Raw genomic sequence first — 18,921 nt, 5'->3', positions numbered from 1 at the left:
ACGACCTGCAACAGGAGCTGCCATGAACTTCAAGGAAATCGCCTACGAGCAGCACGGACCCGTAGTGGTCATCCGCTTCAATCGCCCCGAGCAGCGCAACTGCATCGGCCCTGTGACCCACCTTGAATTGATCGACGCCTGGACGCGTTTTCGCGACGATGACACGGCCCTGGTAGCGATCATTACCGGCACCGGCGATCGGGCCTTTTGTGCCGGCGGCGACCTCAAGGCCGCCGCGCAACTGGTGCCGTCGAGCGCCGAGGAAATGGCCGCCCATGATCGTGGCGAACGCCCCGGAATCATCGGCCCCAGCCGTTGGGTCGACGTCTATAAACCGGTGATCGCGGCCGTCAATGGCGTGGCCTATGCCGGTGGCCTGGAGTGGGCCTGTTTTGCCGATATGCGCATTGCCGAAGAGCATGCCTCGTTCGGCGTTACCTGCCGCCGCTGGAACATCGGCCTGGCGGACGGCGGCACCCAGCGCCTGCCGCGGATTGTCGGCATGGGCCGGGCCATGGAATTGATTCTGACCGGCAAGGTGATTGATGCCCAAGAGGCCTACCGTATCGGTCTGGTCAACGAAATAGTGCCCAGCGGACGCTCCCTCAAGCGCGCGCTGGAATTGGCCCAGGTGCTGGCCGGTCTGCCGCAACCGGCGATGCGCTCGGACAAGGAAGCGGCTATCCGCGGTTACGGATTGCCCTTGGCCGAAGGTTTGAAGATAGAAGCCCAGTGCTTCAATCGCTCAATCCATGCCCCTGAAACCCAGGAAGGACTGCGCCGCTTCATCGAGCGCGATCACCCTGATCGTGGAGGCCGCCCCGCGACAGGCATGGTCAAGCACTGAGCCCCGTCCAGCCCCGGGACTCAGGCCTGGCCGCGCAATGGCCGGCAGGCTTCTTCCAGGGCGGCGCGCAACGCCTGGCACAGACGCTGGGGATCGCCGCCCTGGCGAAACCCCGCGACCTGGCGTTGTAGTTCGGCGAAACACCGGCCCTCGGCACTGCGGGCCAGGCTCAGGCGCGGATCGGGCTGGACGTAGCGCGGATCGTCCGGCGCCAGGTACAGGCCGTTGAGGTTCTGGTAATCGGCGTCGATCCAGGCATACAGGTGATGTTCGAATCTTTCGGCAAACCGATAGCGGCCAAAGTCCATCACCTGCAGTTGCAACGGCGCCACGCTGGACACCCCCGCCAGTTGCACATTGACCCCATCGATCAGTAACGGCACCCCCCGGTTGGCGCTCAACAAGCGGTGCAGCGTCTCGGCCACCTGAGCACTGACCGCCAGCCTTTGCTCATCGCGCCTGACTTGCAGTCCGCCGTTCTCCTGGCACAGGTGAAAGCGCACCGCGCCGCAGCTGCTGGCGGTCAAGCCATAACGCCGCAGCAGAAGCTCGGCCTGCATCAGGGCCCCGGCCAGTTCGGGGCCCTGCCAGTAGCGCTGCCACTGGCAGCGCGGACGGGTGCAGGCCCGACGCAACAGCAGCACCGCCGGTTCCGCCGCACGCCCGTCATGCCACAAGGCATCGAAGCCCAGGTCGATCAGGGCATAGGCCGGCAATGGCGTGATCGCCGCGCCGGCGTGGTTCATGGCGGCGAACACCAGGTGCTCCATCAGTACTTCATGCACCGCCTCGGCCAGGGTCAGCAAACCGTTGGAATGGGGCAACTGCGGGGCTTCGTCCGGCGGCACGCCAATGCCCTTGATGTCGAACAGCACCTGCTCGCTGGCCGGCGCGCACAGCACCGCGGCGCGCCCATAACGCGGCGGACGCCAGGCCGTTACCCGCCGGTCGTCCAGGGTAATCGGGGTGTTGATGCCCTGGGCCGCTGCCTGGCTGGTGGATATAAAAGCCGCGTGGTCCAGCAGCCAGCGATCGATGGCCGCCTCCGTGGCTCCCTCCCAGGGCGCGTCGAAGTCGGCGCGCAGCACCGGGTAGTTGGCGAACAGCACCCGCGCACCGGCCACCCCGAGCAGTTGTTCCGTGCTCAGCGTCTGACCGCTCTGGGCGTAGTCGGCCAGTTGTTGCACCCGTGGGCCCGGGGCAAAAGGCTGGTTCAGATCGTGCTGGGGTTGCCAGGCGGCGGGACTGTTCATCGAGTGTCTCCGGCCCAGGCATCCAGGCGCCCGGGGTAGTCGAGGGCGGCGATCGGGTCCAGCAGGACCCAGTTGCGGCGCAGTTCCAGGCTGGCTTGCGGCCCCTGGGCCACCTCGCCACGGCCGCGCAGCATGGGCAGCTCCCGCAGCGCGCCAGGCGCCGGGGCGCAGACTCCCAATGCGTCGGCATGGGGGCTGTGGCGCAGGCGCTCGAACAACTGCGGTTCGCGGGTGCGGATCGCCAGGTATTGACCGTTGGGCGGCGCCGATCCGGCCGGTGCCCAGGGCTCAAGGCCGGCATCGCGCAAGCGCGCCAGCAGCCCGGGCATCTGCTGCCGCAGGCGCTGGCTACGGGCCTGGGCCCTGGCGACAGCAGGCATCAGCGCCGGCAGGGCATGAATCGACAGGGCCGGGCTCAAGGCCGGGCAGGCGCGGGAACGCTGGCCGGGCGACCAGACGTCGATGTCGCCATCCACCGGCAGATCGCCGAACAGCGCGCCACCGCCGCCAATGTCCAGGGCCTTGCCGTGGCCCAGGGAGGTGACCACCAGCGATGCGCCGGGACAGCACAGATCCCAGGCTCCGGCGCTGTCCTCGATGATGGGCAGGCGCGGGCCCAGTAACTGGCGCAAGGCCGGGATGTCGCAAGGCAAGCCGTATTGATGGACCGCGATCACCGCGTCCAGGCCATGGATATGGGGCGCCAGCGCCTCGCTGCTGAGCAGCAGGTCGGCAGCGTTTTCGATAATCACCGGTATCGCGCCGGCATTGAGGACGGCGGCCACCACTTGATGGCAGGTGGCGGCGGGAACCGCGACCCGCCAGGTGGCGGTGACCCCCAGTTGGCGCAACGCCAGTTCCAGCGCCGCGGTGCCGGAACCGACCAAGGCACCGTGGCGCCGCTGATAAAACTGCGCGAGCCAGGACGAGCACGGCAGCCGATCGGCCTCCCGTGCCCGCCACTGGCCATCGGCAGGACCTGGAACTACTTGCACTTGTCCATGGCGCAAGCGGTCAGGGCTTCGACTTTGCACTTGTCCATGGCGCAGGCTGTCAAGGCTTCGACCTTGCATTTATCCATGGCACAGGCGGTCAGGGCCTCGGCCCGAGGGCCGCCAATGCGCCAGCTGGTGAACTTGCTCTCCGGCAGCGCGCCGCGCTTGACCACATCCAGGTGCAGGGTGCGGGCTTCATGGTCGTTGCATTCGAGCAGGATCTCGTCCTCGGCGACCGCGAAGTGATCGTGCAGCAGGCAGAGTCCGAAGCGATCCAGGTTGCCGTGGCGCTCCAGTAGCTCATGCAGGTCATTGATGAATTGCGCATCAGACACCCCCAGTGGCATGGCTTCGTCAAAGGAGGGATTGGTGTGTCCGTTCATGTGGTGTACTCCAATAGGTTTGATTTAAAGCGGTCATCTTCATCAACAGTGCGCGGTAGTGGTGGCCTCATGCACCTCCTTGTTCCGGTGGAACCTTGCTTGCGGATACCCAGAGGGTTTCGATGCTCAGCAGCGGTGGCTGGTTGTCCGCGGCCACCGCCCCTTGCGCCAGTTGTGCCGGATCGTCGGCGCTGAAGGCCCGCAGGGTCAGGTCGACCCGGGCGTTGCCCTGCACCGTGACCTGTTCGGCCAGGCGCCAGCGATCGATGGCCTGGCTGAAGGCGCTGGTGAAGGCCGGTGGACTGTTCAGCGAAGTCGCCACCGGCAACAGCAGCGCCGCCGGCAGCACGGTGCGCGCGACTACGCCGGGCGCGGCGACCTCGTAGCTGTAGCGGCCCTCCATGCCGACCTGCACCGTGGTGCCGTTGCTGCCGGCGCCCAGGGCGGCGAAAAACACCTCCAGGTAGTCGTCCAGGCTGGCGTTCGGCACCTGCAGGTTGTCCAGGGAGAAGGCGCCTTGGTTGATGTGCGGGCTGATGCTTTCGACAAAGCGCACCACCGGCGTCGAGAAGCGGAACAGCGGGTTGGTCTGCAGGGTGCCGATGTCCGCCGCGGGGAACAGGATGCGGTTGCGCTCCACCGACAGCGAGGCCCAGGCGTTCTGGTGGTCGAACAGGTTGAGGGCCGGCAGGCTGGTGCGGCGCTCGTCGATCAGCAGTGCATCCGCGTAGTCGAGCCACACGGCTGGCTGGCTGCCCTTGAGTCGGTAGCGGTAGGCGATCAGCCCCGGGTTGCTCGGATCGACCACGCTCACCGCGTCGTACTGTTGCGGGGCGATCTGCACCAGCGGCAAGGGCAGGCTGACCTTGCCGAGCTGGGGCAGGGTGGCGCTGATCTGCCCGCTGGCCGCATCGTAGCTGGCCGCCACCTGATTGATGCTGACATCCAGCAGCAGGGTTTCGGCCCGCTCCTGGCCATCCACCGTCACCGGTGCCAGTACCTGGCTGAAGCTGCAGGTCAGGGCCTGGGGCGCGACAAACGCCGCCGCGCTGCGCAGCAGCGGCCGGGCCCAGGCATCGTAGGCCTCGGTGACCTCCTGGACGATGTAGACGAAGGCCTCCACCGCCTGTTGCGCCGCGGCAATCTGCACCGCGGTGGGCTCGCCGAAGTTGATCGCGCTGAGGTTGTCCTGCATCGCCACTTCAATGCTCGGGTACACGCTGACGAATTGCGCCAGGGCGGTGACCAGGCTCTTGTTGGCACTGCGCAGCGCGCCATCGACGGTTGGCGTGTTGAGGGCGATGGCCACGTTCAGGCTGTCCTGGGCCGTGCCACGCACCAGCGAGTCGAAGGCGTAGGTCCATTTGCTCAGGTCCGAGACCTGCTGCGGCACCGGGGCCCAGGCCGTCGCGGTCTGCCCCTGGATGGTCGGCGGCTCGGGCAGGGCCCGCAGCAGCACCGGCAGGTTCAGGGTCTGGCCGTCGGCCAGGGGCACCCGCAAGGGGCCGGAGATCAGCGAGATCCAGTTCGACTGGGTGTAGCCGCTGATGCCCGGCACGTTGCGCACGTCATGCTCCAGGTGGCTGATCTGCAGCTCCAGGTCCAGCGGCACGTAGCTTCTTGCCGCCTCGTTGCGCGAGTTGAAGACAAACGCCAGGGCGCTTTCCCCAGGGGTGTCGGGCAGGGCGATGCGCCCGCTGCCAAAGGCGTAGTTGTCGTTGCCGGCCACCGCTGGGTCGCTGGTGCGCGCCGCAGGTGCGGCGCTCGTCACCGTCGGCTGGCCGTACAGCGACAGGGGCTCGCCGGTGGCGCTGCCTTGCACCGAGAAGCCGACGATGGCGGTGGTGCTGTAGGCCGAATACAGCTGGTTGAGCAGGGTCTGGCGCAGCTTCTCGCCCGCGGCGGCTCGCGCCGGGCCATCCTGCGGGCCTGCCGAGAGCACCGGCTTGATGGTCGATGCAATGGCGTCGGCCAGGGTCTGCTTGGCACTGAGGATTTTCCCCAGGTTGCCGTCCTTGAGCGGGTCCTTGCTGCCCAGCAGGGTGTCGAGCAGAAACACCGAGGGCGCGTAGGTCGGCGCGAGGAAGCCGTCGATGGCCTTGAGGGCGGTTTCGAACCACAGGTTCTGATCGACCCCGGTGAGGGTCAGGATCACGGGATCGCCGCTCGGGAATGGCTGGTCCGGCTGGTAGTTGGGGTAGATCTGCACGCTGTCGGAGGTCAGGCTGCGGGCGATCGGCTGGGCGGCGAAGTAGCCCGGGGCCGGATCGATGCGGTAACGGATGCCGTCGTTGCCGTCGCTCAGGGCAAAACGCGCGGCCCACAGGGTCTGGCTGCGGCCGTCCGGGGTGCTGCCCGGGTCCGCGGTGCCGCTGCCGACCCGGGTCATCCAGGCCCCGGCCCGCTGGAACAGGGCCTCGAAGGCCCGGGCGAACTGGCTGTAGCCGCTGGTGCTGGCGCTCAGCGCGTCGGGGACCGGCAGCAGGGTGCTGGTCACCGCCACACCACCTTCCAGGCCGGCGACATCCGGCTCCACCAGCGCCGCCACCCGGCGCAGGCTGAGGGTCAGGCTCAGGGGCAGGATCGAGCCCGGGGCCATGGCGTCGATGTCCACCGCCAGCTTCAGTTGCACCGTGGCCGGCGCGGCGGGGCGGGTGCCCTGGACCACTTGGGCGAGGTACAGGATCACCCCGTTGACATAGTCCAGCAGTGGCTGCGCCTGGTTGTCATCAAGTCGGCTCAGGGGCTGGGCGAACAGGCTGTTGACCAGCTCCACGCTGACTGCGCGGCCCTGGCACCAGGGCAACTGCAGATCCTTGTAGGACTGGTTCAGCTGGTAGTAGATCAGTTTGAACATCGCCAGGTCCTTCTTGGCCTGCTCCTTGACCTTGTCACCGCCGGCCGGGTCATAGCTGGAAGTGTCGAGGCTCAGGCTGATCACCAGTTGCGCGCCGCCGGTAACGGCTTCGTAGGTATAGAAACTGCGGGTGTTGGGCCAGGCCGACAGGGCGATCAGCCGGTCGCAGTAACGCAGCGGCAGCGGCGGGTGATTGAGGCTGCCGGGATACCCGGGCGCGGGGGCCTGGAAGGGGGTGACGGTGATGTTGCCGAAGATGTCCAGCCAGGTCAGGTTGACCTGGGCGAAGCTGCCCACGCCACGGTAGGGGTTGTCCTCCGCGCTCGGCAGCCCGGGCCGGGCCGGCGTCGGTGCGGCATTGCTGGTGGCGCGCCGGGCCAGGCCAAGGGTCTGCTGGTAGCTGTACTGGCTGTCCTCGGCCAGGTCGTTGAGGGCCCGGGCGCGGCTTTGCGGATCGCGCATGGCCCGCCGGCGGGCCTGGGCCTCGGGCGAGTCGACGCCACTGTCCGGCCGCTGCGGGCCGAAGGGCAGGGCCAGCTCGCTGGCGCTGAACCAGGGCGAACCGTCGAGCCCGGCGGACAGCACCGAGTACAGGTTGTACAGGTAGGCGCTGGCGTAGCCGTCCGGGTCCTGGCTTGGCGAATCCACCGGCGGTGGGTTGTTGCGCAGCACACTGAAGGCTGCGTTGCCCTGTTTGAACACCGCCTGCAGATCGAAGGTCTGGGTGTCGATGCTCAGGCTGCTGCCGACACTGAACAGCCCGGTGACCTGCGCGGCGCCCACCGCCAGGGCGTCCAGGTCAAGGCCGTAGTAGGTAGCCAGGGATTGCAGGCTGTTGCCCGGCGCCAGGCTGGCGTCGACGACATAGGTCAGGGCCGGGATGAACAGCGCCACGCCGTTGGCGGCGCTGACCCCGGGGTTGAGGTTGGCGATCTGCGTGGCGCTGATCGGTTGCAGCGCGCCCATCGAGTAGTAGCGCGCCAGGTTGTCGAGAATGCTCGCGCTCTGGCCGTTGCCGGCGCTGGCCTCGGCCGGGGTCACCAGGTGGATGATGCCGTCCACCGGCACCTGCGCCGCCTTGCTCAGCGTGACGGCGGCATTGAGCTCGGCGATGCGTCCAGTGCCGATGCCGTAGAAGGCCGCGAGGCTGTCCAGGCTGTCGCCGGCGCTGGTCGGTTGGCTGCGGTCGGCGGTGGCGGCCGAGCGCAGGGTCATGTGGCTGCCTTGCTGGATCACCGTGTCGGTGCTGACGAAGGCGTTGACGAAGTTGCCCAGGCGGCCGTCGAGGGCGTCGCGGGGGTAGGTCACCACCAGGGTCAGGGTGGCGGTGCCGCTGTCGTCGAAGATGCTGTCGGGCAGGCCGGCGGTGGCGATCGCATCGTAGTAGCTCAGGTAGTAGCCGCCGGAACGCACGGTGGACAGTTCCCAGAGCAGCTTGACCACTTCCTCGGGCGGATTGAGGATGCCCCGCGGCCCGGCTTCTTCGGCCAGGCGTGCGGCCATCAAGGCCGGCGGCGGGTTGGTTTCGGTGGACAGGTTGGTCTGGGTCAGGAAGGCCAGGAAGTCGCTGGCGGCCTGGCTCAGCAGGTTGCTGGCCTTGGCGTTGCCCTGGGGCATCAGCAGGAACTGGCCGCTGATGATCGCGCTGCCCAGCTCGCTGACCGCGATCAGCAGGCGTTCCAGCAACTGCGCGTCGGTGGCCGAAGGGCCGAGCAGTTCATAGGTGTAGGACAGGTTGCTGCCGCTGCCGGCGATGGCCCCGGGTTCGGCCTGGGGCAGGCGCTTGATGGTGAAGTCGACCCGGGTCGCGTAGCTGTAGGCCGGGATCTCGCGGCTGGTGGTTTCCAGGGTCGCCGGGTCGGTGGACACCTCGCACGGGGTGAACGCCGGCAGGTAGGGTATTTGCTGCGCCAGCTGCGGCAACTGCCGGGCGAGGTTGCCGACTCGCTGGTTGATCAGCTGGATCAGGCCGTCGGGCAGGGACCAGAGCATGGGCTGCACGCTGGCGCCGCCCTCGCTGCTGGCCCGCAGCCCCGGCTGGCAGAGGTCGCGCAACTGCTGCAGGTCGGCGGTCGACCACAGGGACACGCTTTTCACCGCGTAGTCTTTCGGGCTGCGGGCCACGGTGGGCAACAGGTCGATGCGCGGCGCCGGCTGGAACTTGCCTTGCCGGGCGTAGGCCAGTACCCCGCAGAGGTTGCTGTAGGCCTGGTTCAGGTTCATCGAGCCGCTGCTGGCCCCGGCGATCTGCACGAACGACAGGTCGACCCCGTGGCTGGTGGCGGCCCGGCTCAGGCTGATGGGCAAATCGCTGCCGGACAATTGGCCGGCCGGGGTCGGGAACTGCTGCCCGGTCAGTTGGTACAGGCCATAGGCGTTCTGCTTGGCGGGGTAGAGAAACGCCGGGCTCAGGCTCAGGCCGCCCATGCCCGCCGGGTTCGCCGGCAGGCGCAGGCCGTAGGCCAGAAAGCGCGAGAGCATGCCCGCCAGTTGCGACAGCTGGTCGGTGGTCACCAGCAGATTCCACAGGTCCTCGGTGTACAGGCTGTTGAGTGAGGTCAGGGTGATCTGCGGCGTGGCGAACAGGGGCGCCACCCCGAAGTTGGCCGATGCCGGGTCGCTGAACAGGGTCATGGCACTGACGCCGAAGCGCGCGCCGGCGCTGTTGAGGCTGTCGCCGGCGGTGCGGTACGCCAGGTTCGGCAGCAGCAGCGGCTGGCCGGCAAGCAATAGCCCGGGCATGGCGTACAGCGCACTGTCCTGGGCCAGTTGCGCCAGCGTCACGCCCAGGGCCCGGGCCAGGCTGTTGAAGGTTTCCCCGGGGCCGGTGGTGTACTGATGGATGTCGTTGCCCACCGGCAGGCTGATCACCTGATTGGCGGCGATCACCAACGAATTGCCGTTGGCCAGGATCAGCCCCGAGGCGCTGGTGCTCCAGCGCGCCGGCACGCCGCTGTCGGACCAGGCCGCGGCGACCTTGGCCAGGGTGTCGCTGCTCTGCAGGGTGTAGGCCGGCAGCGGGATATCCAGGGTCAGGCCGTCGCTCAGGGCGACTTCGGCGTTGGGCCGGACGATATCGTCCAGGGTCAGGTTGTTGCCGCGCTGGTCGTTGGTCCAGCTCAGGATGGTGCTGATGGAGTTACCGTTGGCCGTGGCATAGGCGTAGTCGTCAAAGGCATTCAACGCGACCTGCAACAGTTGCCGGCCGATGACCATGAAGGCGTCGGTGAAGATCACCGCGGCCATGGATTCGCTGTCGTCCGCCGCGGCCCGCAGTGTCGGTGTCGGCGTTTCCTCGTCGGTCACCAGCGCGGCCAGCTCCTTGAACATCTGCGCGACATTGCTGCGGTAGGTGCTGTTGGTGCCCACGTAGTGGGCGAAATCCACGGTCGCGCTGCCGGCATTGGCCAGGGGCACGCTCAGGGACAGACCGTCGAATACCGGGAACAGCACCGAGCCGGCTTGCAGTACCTGCTGGATCTGCGCCTGATTGGAGGCGTCGGGCAGGGTGATGCTGACCTCGAAGGACGACAGGAAGGTCAGCAGCTCGCTGATGCCGAACGGCGGGTTGGCCAGGTCGGCCAGGCGTCTGATGTCCTCCACAAGCATGGCCTTGTCCACCAGGGTGCCGAGGATGTCGGCCAGGGTGTCCTGGTCGCTGCTGGCCGAGCCCAGGCTGCCCACGAGCCAGGGCAGGTAGTCGGCGCACAGGCGTTCGAAGCTGCTGTTGCCGGCGCTGTCGGCCGAGGCCCGGGTCGGCGAGGGCGCGTCCATGGTCAGCAGGAACACGAAGGCTCCTTGCTGGTCGGCGTAGTCGCTGGCGCCCTCGTTGCACAGCACGGTGAATTGCGGCGTGGCGTAGACGTTCAGCAGCGGTTTGCCGGCGGCGCGCAGCAGGGTCATCGGTTGCGGCGTGGTGGCCCGCCGCGCACTGGCCAGCTGGACATGGCGGGCCTGGCGCGCCAGCAGCAGGCCGGGTTCGGCCCAGGGCGCCGGGCCGCTCTCGATGGCGTTGATCTCGAAGCGCGCCGAGACGTCGGCATGGAAGGAAAAACTGATGCTGAAGCTGAACAGGCCGAGGTCGATCTTGACCTTGACGCTGACCTCCACCGTGGCCCGGGCGGCAATCGGAATCGGCTTGTAGCTCTCGTAGGTCAGGGACAGCGACAGGGTGATGCGCACGTTGACCGCGGCCGAGATGATGGCGAAGTCGATGCTGCCGTAGAGCAGGCCGATGACCCCGACCGTGCCCTGGATCTTGAAGTAGTAGTCGTCCTGCACGCTCTTGCCGGCCGGCACCAGGGCGGTGGACGGGTGATAGGCGTGGAAGGCGGCGATGGTGCCTTCCAGAATGCCGAACACGGTCAGGGCGAAACCGGCCTTGAGCGGCCCCTTGACGAAGTCGTAGCCCAGGCCCAACTGCAGACCGAGGCCGAAGACAATCACCGGGTCGAAGGTGCCCTGGGTGGTTTTCGGCACCTGGGTGGCGGTCACCGACGACAGCTTGCCCAGGTAGAAGCCGCCGGCACCGAGCACCGGCACGCCGTAGACGATCGCGGAAATCGAGAACGAGCGGGTGAAGTCCAGGTTGTAGGGAAAACCGATGTCGATGAGAAAGTCGCCGTTGGTGTAGATCTTCACCCCGATCTCCGGCAGCACCACGGACACCGCACCGAAGTTGAGGTTGCGGATGCTGTCGGGGAAGGTCCATTCGATCTGGTACACGCCGACGTCGTCGGTGATCTTCTTGTACAGGATGTCCAGCACCAGGTTGCCCAGGGCCTTGGCTTTCTCCCCGGCCAGGGCCAGGCGCAGGCCATAGAGGTTGGGGTCGTTGAACACCAGCATCAGGTCGACGGTCCAGTCCTTGCCGGTCTTGAGCAGCAACAGTTGCCCGGCGATCAGCCAGTCGCTGTTGCGGTTGTAGTAGGGCACGCCCTTGCTGCCGCTGTCGCTGGGGTTCAGCGGGTTGCTGGAACCGGTAGTCGACGGCACGTCCTTCAGGGCGTCGATCACCGCCTTGGTGTTGGCAAAGCTGTCGTAGCCGCTGATGGCCACCCGCTGGCCGAGGACCAGCAGCGGCAGGCTGAAGTAGTCCGTGCCCTGGCCCGGCACCGTAGGCAGCTTGTCCACTGGCTGGCCTTTGCTCGGGTCCAGCAGGTTGCTCCAGTCCTGCTGCTCCTGGGGGTTGTTGCCCTTGAACACCGAAGAGCCGTCGATGCCCAGGGTGATCTTGTCCACGCCATTGACCTTTTTGCGCTCGAACACCAGGCCGTCGATGCTCATGAACCCCAGGTCGATCTTGCTCGCCAGGGTGTACTTGGCGCTGATGCTCGGCACGCTACTGCCGCTGCTGTTTTCCAGGTTGATGATCAGCGACAGGCCGTCGAGGGAAATCTGGTTGAGCACGTCCCAGGGCGAGCTCAGGGTGAAATACGGGTCGCTCAGCGATTGCATGAGTTTCTGGATCAGCCGGCCCAGGCTCCAGTTCTTCAGGGTGAAGGTCAGGGTCTTCTTGTCGACCTGATAGATCGCCGTCAGGCCTTCCCAGGACAGGGTCAGCTGGGCGTTGCTGCCCTGGTTGTCGGGGGCGAAGCTGTAGCCCAGCAGCACGCTGTCGTTGAGAAAGCTGAAATCCCACAGGGTGGTGGCGCTGCCGCTGTACTGCTGGTTCGCCGGCTTGCTGGCGTCGTAGCTCAGGCTCAGGGTGGCCAGGGTATCGACGCTGAAGGCCTGGCCCAGGTTGAAGGTCCAGCGCAGGCTGCCGGCCACCGTGTAGCTGTCGAGCGGGGTGTTGCCGGTGCTCAGGCTGGCGTCCACCTCCAGGGTGTTGACCAGCAGTTGGCCGGGCAGGAAATCCGGGAAGGTGAAGGTCCCGCCGAAGCTGAGGAACTGGCTGACCAGCTGCTGCACGTCCACCGGCTGCGCCAGTTGCGCGGCGACTTGCCAGGTGGCCGGGGTCTTGCTGCCGTCGTAGTCGAGGCTGGCATTGGCGAAATACGGACCGATGCCCACCAGCCCACCGATCCCCGCCTGGTAGGTGGTCACCGCCGGGGCGTTGGTGCCGCTGGCGGCGGTGGGGGTGGTGGCCTTGATGTACAGCTGGCCGTCGGTGACCGAGAGAATCGGCTGGCCAGCGAAGGTGAACAGGTTCAGGTCGAGCTCGAAACCGGCGTTGAAGGCGTAGCTCTTGGCGCCGACGTCCAGGCTCAGGCCGACGTCGGACAGCGAGGCGTCGACGAAACTCTTGGGGATGCGAATCAACTGAGCGGTCAGGGTGGCGATCAGGTCATTGAGGTTGGCCGTGCCGTCGAAGCGCGCCAGCAGTTGCAGGTCGGAATTGAACTGGACGAAGAACAGGCCGTTTTCGTCGGCGGTCTTGCCTTTGAACACCTCGGGCAACAGCAGGAAGCGGGTCTGGAACAGAAAGCTCTGGGCGTTGCCCTCGGGCAGGAAGTTGATCCCCCACACCAGTTCGAAATCGGTGACGCCGAACACCAGCTGGTTGGTCGGGTCCTGCAGGGGCACCCAGGGATGCTCGACATTGATCACCGTGGGGTCGGCGCCCAGGGTCACGCTGGCGGTGCTCAGGGCCAGTTTCGGGCGGGTGACGCCACTCAGGGCGAGGCTGCGCAGGCCGATTCCGGAGAGGAACTGTTGCAACACCGGTGGCGTGCCGCTGAAGAAACTGCCGTTGTTGTCCAGCAGGCCGATGATGGTTGCCGGGGTCAGCAGGGCGCTGCCGTCATCGCTGTGGCCGAGGTAGAAATTGAAGGCGCTGCCGTTGTTGATCTGGGCCAGGGCGCGCATCTGGTAGTCGACGGACTGGCCGTTCTGGTCGGTGAGGCTCAGGTTGAGGCCGAAATACAGGCTGACCTGCTGGTCGTAGAAGGCTTCGGCCGGGTCTTCGCCGTCCTGCAGTTCCGGCGGGCCGATGATCAGGCCGAACACCGGGGTATCGACGTTCAGGTACAGCAGCTTCAGGCCGCCGCTGACGTTGAGGAACGGCGCCTGCAAGGTGGTGGTGGGCATGAACACCTCGACCCCGTCGACCTTGGCGAAGTCCATGCTGCCGGTGAAGGGCAGGGCCAGGGTCGGGAACCCCAGGTTCTGCACCACCGCGACCGCGGTGCTGAGCTGGGGCGGCGGCGTCAGCTGGGCGGCGAAGCCCTGGCGCGGGCCCTGGCTGGCCTTGAAGGTGAAGACCGCGTTGCTGATTGCGGTCCACTTGAAGGGAATGCCGGTGGCGAAGCTCGACAGGTCGGCCCAGGTCCAGCTGGCCGGGGTGGTGACGATTTCCAGGCTCAGGCTCTGGGCCCCGGCAGCGCCCGTGAGGCCGAAGGTCAGGACCAGCCCCTGCTGGATGTCCTGTTGCAGGAAGCGCGCGCTGACCCCGGTGACCTTGAAGGTCTGGGTGGCGGGATTCAGCGGCTGCACGCTCTGCGCCGTGAGGTTGACCGTGAGCCCGGCGACCGGCGACTGGAAGGCCGCCTTGAGGTCGTTGTCCAGGGTGGCGGACACGTTGACCGTGGCGTCCGCCAGGCCGGCGATCAGGTAGTCGCGGGTGAGGACGATCGGCGCGCCGGCATCGCCGGTCAGGGCCGCGGCGAGGTTGCTCAGGGGGCTGTTGGCCATCTGTCTTCTCCTTGTTCAGACCGTCACAAACAGGGCCAGGTGATCGCTGGTGGAGCGGATGTGCCCCAGGTTGCGCCAGCCGCGGTAGCGTTGCCGATCGCCCGCGGCGAATGCCGGGGCGGGGGCGGGGGGCGCCGGGACCCAGGCGGGCGGCGGGGCCTGGAAATCGCTGGCCATGGCCACCAGGCCCATGGGCGCACCGCCGGGCGCGGGGTTGACCACGTTCAGCGGCACCCCGACCACGCTATTGGCGATGGTGAAGTTGCCCGCCGCGCCGCCGCGCACCAGGATGTTGTCGATGGAATACAGGCTGCTGCTGTTGGATGAACCGATGTAGCGGTAGCCCGGATAGGGCACGGCCCCGGCGTTGGTTGACCAGAAAATGCTCGCGTTGCGACTGCGCAGGTGGGTGGCGAAGTAGCCGGTGTAGGCCTCCAGCGCCGGCGGTGGAGCCAGGGCCGGCGCTTGCAGTTGCAAGCCGTAGCCCAGGGCGGTGAGGGCGCCATAGCGCCCCGGATCGTTGCCGTTCTGGCTCAACAGATTGACGTTGAAGTCGCCGGTGATGATCCGGGTTTCCAGCGCCCCCAGGGCGGCGCTGATGTCGCGCACATTGGCCAGGGCGTTGAGGTAGGCATTGGCCGCGACATATTGCGGTGGCGAGTGGATGGCAAACAGCGTGAGGTTGCGCTGCACCACCACTGGCGGGCCGTCGACGGTTTCGCAGAAGGTCACCATGTAGGGTTCGCGCAAGCCGCCGTAGTTGATCGCCGCGCCGAAATTGTCGACGAACGCGACCCGCGCCGCGCAGCGGCTCTCGTTGAGGTTGCCCGGGTTCAGCGCCGTGGCCGGAATGGCCCGATTGGGCACGCTGAAGCAGGTCTGGGTCTGCAGCAGCGGGTAGTTGCCAGCGGCCGGCGGGGCCGCCGCGTGGGGGTTGAAGCTGATGCCATTGCCCGCCGGCGACCAGGCGTTGGGGCCGGTGAACAGGCGCTTGCCCGCCGCCACGCCGCCGCCCGCCGGGATCACCGGTTTGTAGAACACCGCGACGCCCTCGGCGCGCCCGGCCTGGCCGACCACCAGGGGCGGCACCAGGTTCCAGGGCACGCCGGTCTGGTTGCGGATGCGCAGCAGCAGTTCGGCGCAGCCCTGCCAGCCGCCGGTGGGGGAGATCAGCGATCCGGGGCCGTGGCTCGGACCGCTGGCCGTCTCCACCACGACGAAGATGTCCGGGTTGAACGCGGTGATATGGGCCAGGATCAGGGCCAGGCGGTCGGCGGCGTCGAGGTCGGGAATGAAGGCACCGTTGCGATCGCGCTTGGTGCTCAGCGGGCGGATCTTGTTGTAGCCGAAGCTCTCGATGTTCCAGTACAGGACCCGAGTCATGGCGTCACCTCCGATGGTCCGGACAATGCCGGTTGCGTGGACTGGCCCGACTCCATCGCTAGCAGGTTGGCGGACTTGCTCTGCGGGTCTTTGACGTAGGCGGCGTACCAGCCCAGGCTGCCGGAGGACTGCGGGTCGCCGAACAGGAAGAACTGCAGGGTGGCGCCCGGCGGCAACTTGGCGATGCCGAGGATCTTGATGCCGATATCGGTCAGTTGCAGGTTGAAGAACCTGGCCTGGGTGTCGGTCTGACCGGGGATGGTCTGGTACAGCAGTTTGATCGGCCCGGTGGAGACCTTGATGATGCCCTGCAGGGAAAACACGCTGGCCGACGGCGCGGCGCCGGGCAGGCTGAGGCCGACAAACAGCATTGGGCTGGCGTCGCTGCTCTTGCTGCCGGGCGACCAGGCGATCAGCAGGTCGGACTCGAAACCGGTGCCCGACACCAGGGACCCGGGGGAGCCCATGGTGACCTTGTAGACGATGCCCGACCAGGCGCCCGACAGCGCCTTGAGCGCCAGGTTCTGCGGCAGCACCGGGAGGAAGCCATAGTCCGCGGGCTTTTTCTGCGCCGGTGCCTGGATGAACTGCTTGAGCTGCAGGGTGAAGCCCTTGTACAGACTCTGTCCGCGCACCTGGCTGGTGGCCGGGTCGAACCCGAGGTTGTCGGGGTTGAAGGCAAAGCCCACGGCATTGGGCGTGGCGCTGGGAAAGGCCATGGCGATTTCCAGGTTGGTGTAGGCCAGGCCCTGGTTGCTCGGGCTGCCGTCGGCGCTGCCGTCGGCGCTGCCGAAGGACAGCAGATCGAATGGCCCGTCCGCGGTCTTGAGCAGGGTGAAATCCAGCTTGCCCCACAGCAGGAAGCGGCTGGCGGTGGTGACACCGCCGTCCGGGCTGCCCAGGGTGTTGAACTGAATGCGGTTGACCGAGGCGGCCGGCAGCACGTTGCTGTCGAGGTTGAACAGGTAGCTCTGGCTCTGCTCGAACACGTAGGTGGTGGTGTCGTTCTGTTGCAGGGCGCTGCCGTCCAGGACCATGGCGTTCACCGCGCTGGGCTGGCCGGCGCGCAGGGTGGCGCGGATCGGCGAGCCGAACAGCAGGTCCAGGCTCAGCTGGATGCGACTGTTGAAGGTCACCAGGCGGGATTGGCGGAACAGCGCCTGCAGCTGCAGGACACTGAAGGCGTAACCGTTGCTGGTGCTCAGGGCCACCGGCATGTCCGGGGCCGCGCCATTGGCCTGGGCCTGCTCATAGGCGGGGTTCTGGTAGTCGATCAGGCCGAACAGGGTGGAGATGCCCTGGATATCCAGGGTGTCGCCCTGTTGGCTGATGCGGCTGACACTGGCGCCAAAGTGGTGGGCCAGGAAGCGGCTGTAGTCGATGCCGGCGGCGATGCCCGCCAGTTGCTCGGGCAGGCTGTCCAGGGGCAGGTCGGCGTTGAGCACCATGAAGCCGTTCCAGGCCGGGTCGCTGACTTGGGCCACGAAGTCGGCGTAGAGGCTGTCGGGGCTGGCCGCGGCCTTGGCCTCGGCGACAGCGATGAAGTCCTGCAGCCACTGGGACAAACCGGTGTAGGCCAGGGTTTCCAGGCCCGGCGCCAGGTCCGCGGTCTTGGAGAACGTCTCGGGCATGGTCCAGCGATTGGGGTTGTCGATGCGCTCCTTCAGGCTGCCGGCGCAGTACTTCATGATCAGCACATTGCGGTAGCTGGTGGTTTGCACGCCGACGCCGATGTTGGCGATAAAGCGCCAGTCGGCGATGTCCATGCGGTTGCTGAAGCTGGCGCCCTGGGTGAAGAACGGCTGCGGATTGACCCCCACCAGAAACAGCTGGTTGGTCTGCAAGGCCTCGTGCAGGGCCTCGCTGGGCTGCACGAAGGCAAAGTCCAGCGGTCCTTGGGTGGATGGCGAGCGGGCCAGCAGCACCTTGGCGTAGCCGATGCCGTCGGCGTCCAGGTCCACCAGCAGGCCTTGCGGGGTGGTCGCCCGATTGGGTGGTGCCGCGTCGGTGGTCAGCAGCCGTTGCAGGCGCCGGGCCCGCGCCGCTTGTTTGCCCGGCAGGGTCGCGGCGCTGATCAGGCTTTTGCGCGAGGCGGCGAGGATCTCGCTTTCGAATTGGGTCAGGTTGAGGCTGGCATTGCTACTCACCCCCGCATACGGCACCAGCGGGAAGGCAAACCCGGCGTCCTGGGGCAGCGGGGTGCTCGGCGCGGCCGGAGCCAGCAGCGGTGTGGCGCCGTTGCCGCGGCCCTGGCCATAGAGCGGGCTGCCATCGGGCTGGGCGCTGTAGGCCGGGGTGGAGGCGCCGGCCACCAGGCTGCACCAGGAGGTCCGGTGCTCGCCGTTGAGCAGGGCGCTGACCGCGCCACTGGTGGGCGTGACCAGGCTGCTGGCCTGGAACGGAAACACCGGTGCATAGGCCGGTTGCGCGGCGAGCAGGCGTAAGCGGTCGTTGTCCTGCGGGCCCAAGGAGCTGTTGTAGGGGCTGAAGCTCAGCCATTCGGTGCCAAAGATCCCGCACAGCAGGGTCTGCCCGGCGCCGGCAGCCGGCAGGCTCAAGCCAAAGTCGCCGGCCAGGGTCAGGCTGTAACTGCCGCCTTGGGCAGAGAACACCAGGCTGGCCGCGTAGGGCCGGGGCCAACCGTTGGCGTCCAGGCCATTGAGCGGTATCAGGCTGATCGGGTTGCCGGCGGTGCTGCGCCACTGGCTGGGCAACGCGGTCGTGCCGGTGTTGGCGAAGCTGATGGCAGTGCGGATCAGTCCGGCGGCCAGTTGCGCCGCGGCGATGTTCTGATTGAGCGGGTCCAGCGGGTCGAGCACGCCACCCATGGTCAGTTTGGCGGGCATGCCGCTGGGGTTGAACACCGGGTAATTGAGCACGCTCTGGCCGCCTGTGGTGTTGGCCACATAGGTAAAGCCGGTCGGGAAATACTTGAGGGCGGGCTGGCTGCTGTAGGTCAAGGCGTAGGTCAGGCTGCCGGCCTGATTGCCGTCCAGGGGCACGTAGGCCAGGGGCTGTTGCGGCGGTGTCAGTTGCAGGCCGCTGTCGGCCTGCAGCTTGTCGCTCAAGCCCATGGTGATGCCGGTAGTGGATTTCAGGCGCAGGGCGTTGAAGTCCGGGTCGTATTTGACATAGGTGCCGAAGTTGACGAAGAACGTCAGGCGATCGCCAAGCCGCAGGTTGAGGTTGTTCTGCACCTGGCTGGGGGCCGCCACACTGATGCGCAGGCCGTAGCTGTTGAAGGCCTGGGGCGCCGGCAGGCTGGACCCGGGCAACCACAGCAACGCGCGGCCGACGAAGTTGCGCTGGTCGACGGCGAACAGAAAGTCGTACAGGGCGTTGATGAAGGCCGTGGGGTCGCTGCGCAGGGCGGCCGGTTCGCTGGGGGCGAACAGGTAATGGCCGGCATATTTGTCGAAGGCATCGGCCGGGCTCAGGCTGGCCGGCAGGCTGCCGGGCGCGGTGCCTTTGGGCATGACATAACCGCGCCAGCCATAGCCGCTGGCATCCGGCAGGGCGTAGGCGGCGCTGTGGGCGATCTGCTGGTAGTCGGACGTGCTGGTCATGT

Annotated in this window: 7 protein-coding genes; 1 reads left to right on the top strand and 6 read right to left on the bottom strand. The window is 67.1% G+C overall.

The features are described from left to right. Positions 1-22: 22 nt before the first annotated feature. The gene (locus tag ACMGF8_RS20580; protein WP_102865006.1) at positions 23-847 is read left to right on the top strand and encodes an enoyl-CoA hydratase/isomerase family protein; all 825 of its coding nucleotides are present in this window, start codon (positions 23-25) and stop codon (positions 845-847) included. Between the two features lie 20 nt (positions 848-867). Here ACMGF8_RS20580 and ACMGF8_RS20575 read toward each other — a convergent pair whose 3' ends face one another. The 6 genes from ACMGF8_RS20575 to ACMGF8_RS20550 all read right to left on the bottom strand — a co-directional run bounded on the left by ACMGF8_RS20575 (position 868) and on the right by ACMGF8_RS20550 (position 18,919). Beyond that, positions 868-2,100: a hypothetical protein gene (locus tag ACMGF8_RS20575; protein ID WP_416757031.1), complete on the bottom strand. Its 1,233-nt coding sequence runs from the start codon at positions 2,098-2,100 to the stop codon at positions 868-870. Continuing rightward, positions 2,097-3,095, bottom strand: a complete 999-nt coding sequence (locus tag ACMGF8_RS20570; RefSeq protein ID WP_305949479.1) for a DegT/DnrJ/EryC1/StrS family aminotransferase — start codon at positions 3,093-3,095, stop codon at positions 2,097-2,099. The genes ACMGF8_RS20575 and ACMGF8_RS20570 overlap by 4 nt, the downstream gene beginning before the upstream one ends. Then, positions 3,086-3,478 (bottom strand): hypothetical protein, encoded by a 393-nt coding sequence (locus tag ACMGF8_RS20565; protein ID WP_272753993.1) that lies wholly within the window; start codon positions 3,476-3,478, stop codon positions 3,086-3,088. Before ACMGF8_RS20565 ends, ACMGF8_RS20570 begins: the two co-directional genes overlap by 10 nt. A gap of 67 nt (positions 3,479-3,545) precedes the next feature. Then, complete coding sequence (locus ACMGF8_RS20560) at positions 3,546-13,970, bottom strand: LysM peptidoglycan-binding domain-containing protein (RefSeq protein WP_416757030.1); 10,425 nt, start codon at positions 13,968-13,970, stop codon at positions 3,546-3,548. Positions 13,971-13,985: 15 nt separating this feature from the next. Further along, positions 13,986-15,353 (bottom strand): hypothetical protein, encoded by a 1,368-nt coding sequence (locus ACMGF8_RS20555; protein ID WP_102865011.1) that lies wholly within the window; start codon positions 15,351-15,353, stop codon positions 13,986-13,988. Continuing rightward, positions 15,350-18,919 (bottom strand): hypothetical protein, encoded by a 3,570-nt coding sequence (locus ACMGF8_RS20550; protein WP_416757029.1) that lies wholly within the window; start codon positions 18,917-18,919, stop codon positions 15,350-15,352. Before ACMGF8_RS20550 ends, ACMGF8_RS20555 begins: the two co-directional genes overlap by 4 nt. Positions 18,920-18,921 lie beyond the last annotated feature (2 nt).

This window comes from Pseudomonas sp. BNK-7 (genome assembly GCF_048072025.1).
Classification (GTDB): Bacteria; Pseudomonadota; Gammaproteobacteria; order Pseudomonadales; family Pseudomonadaceae; genus Aquipseudomonas; species Aquipseudomonas danubii.
Note: the sequence above shows the minus strand (reverse complement) of the source record. Positions and strands in the feature narration are given on the sequence as shown.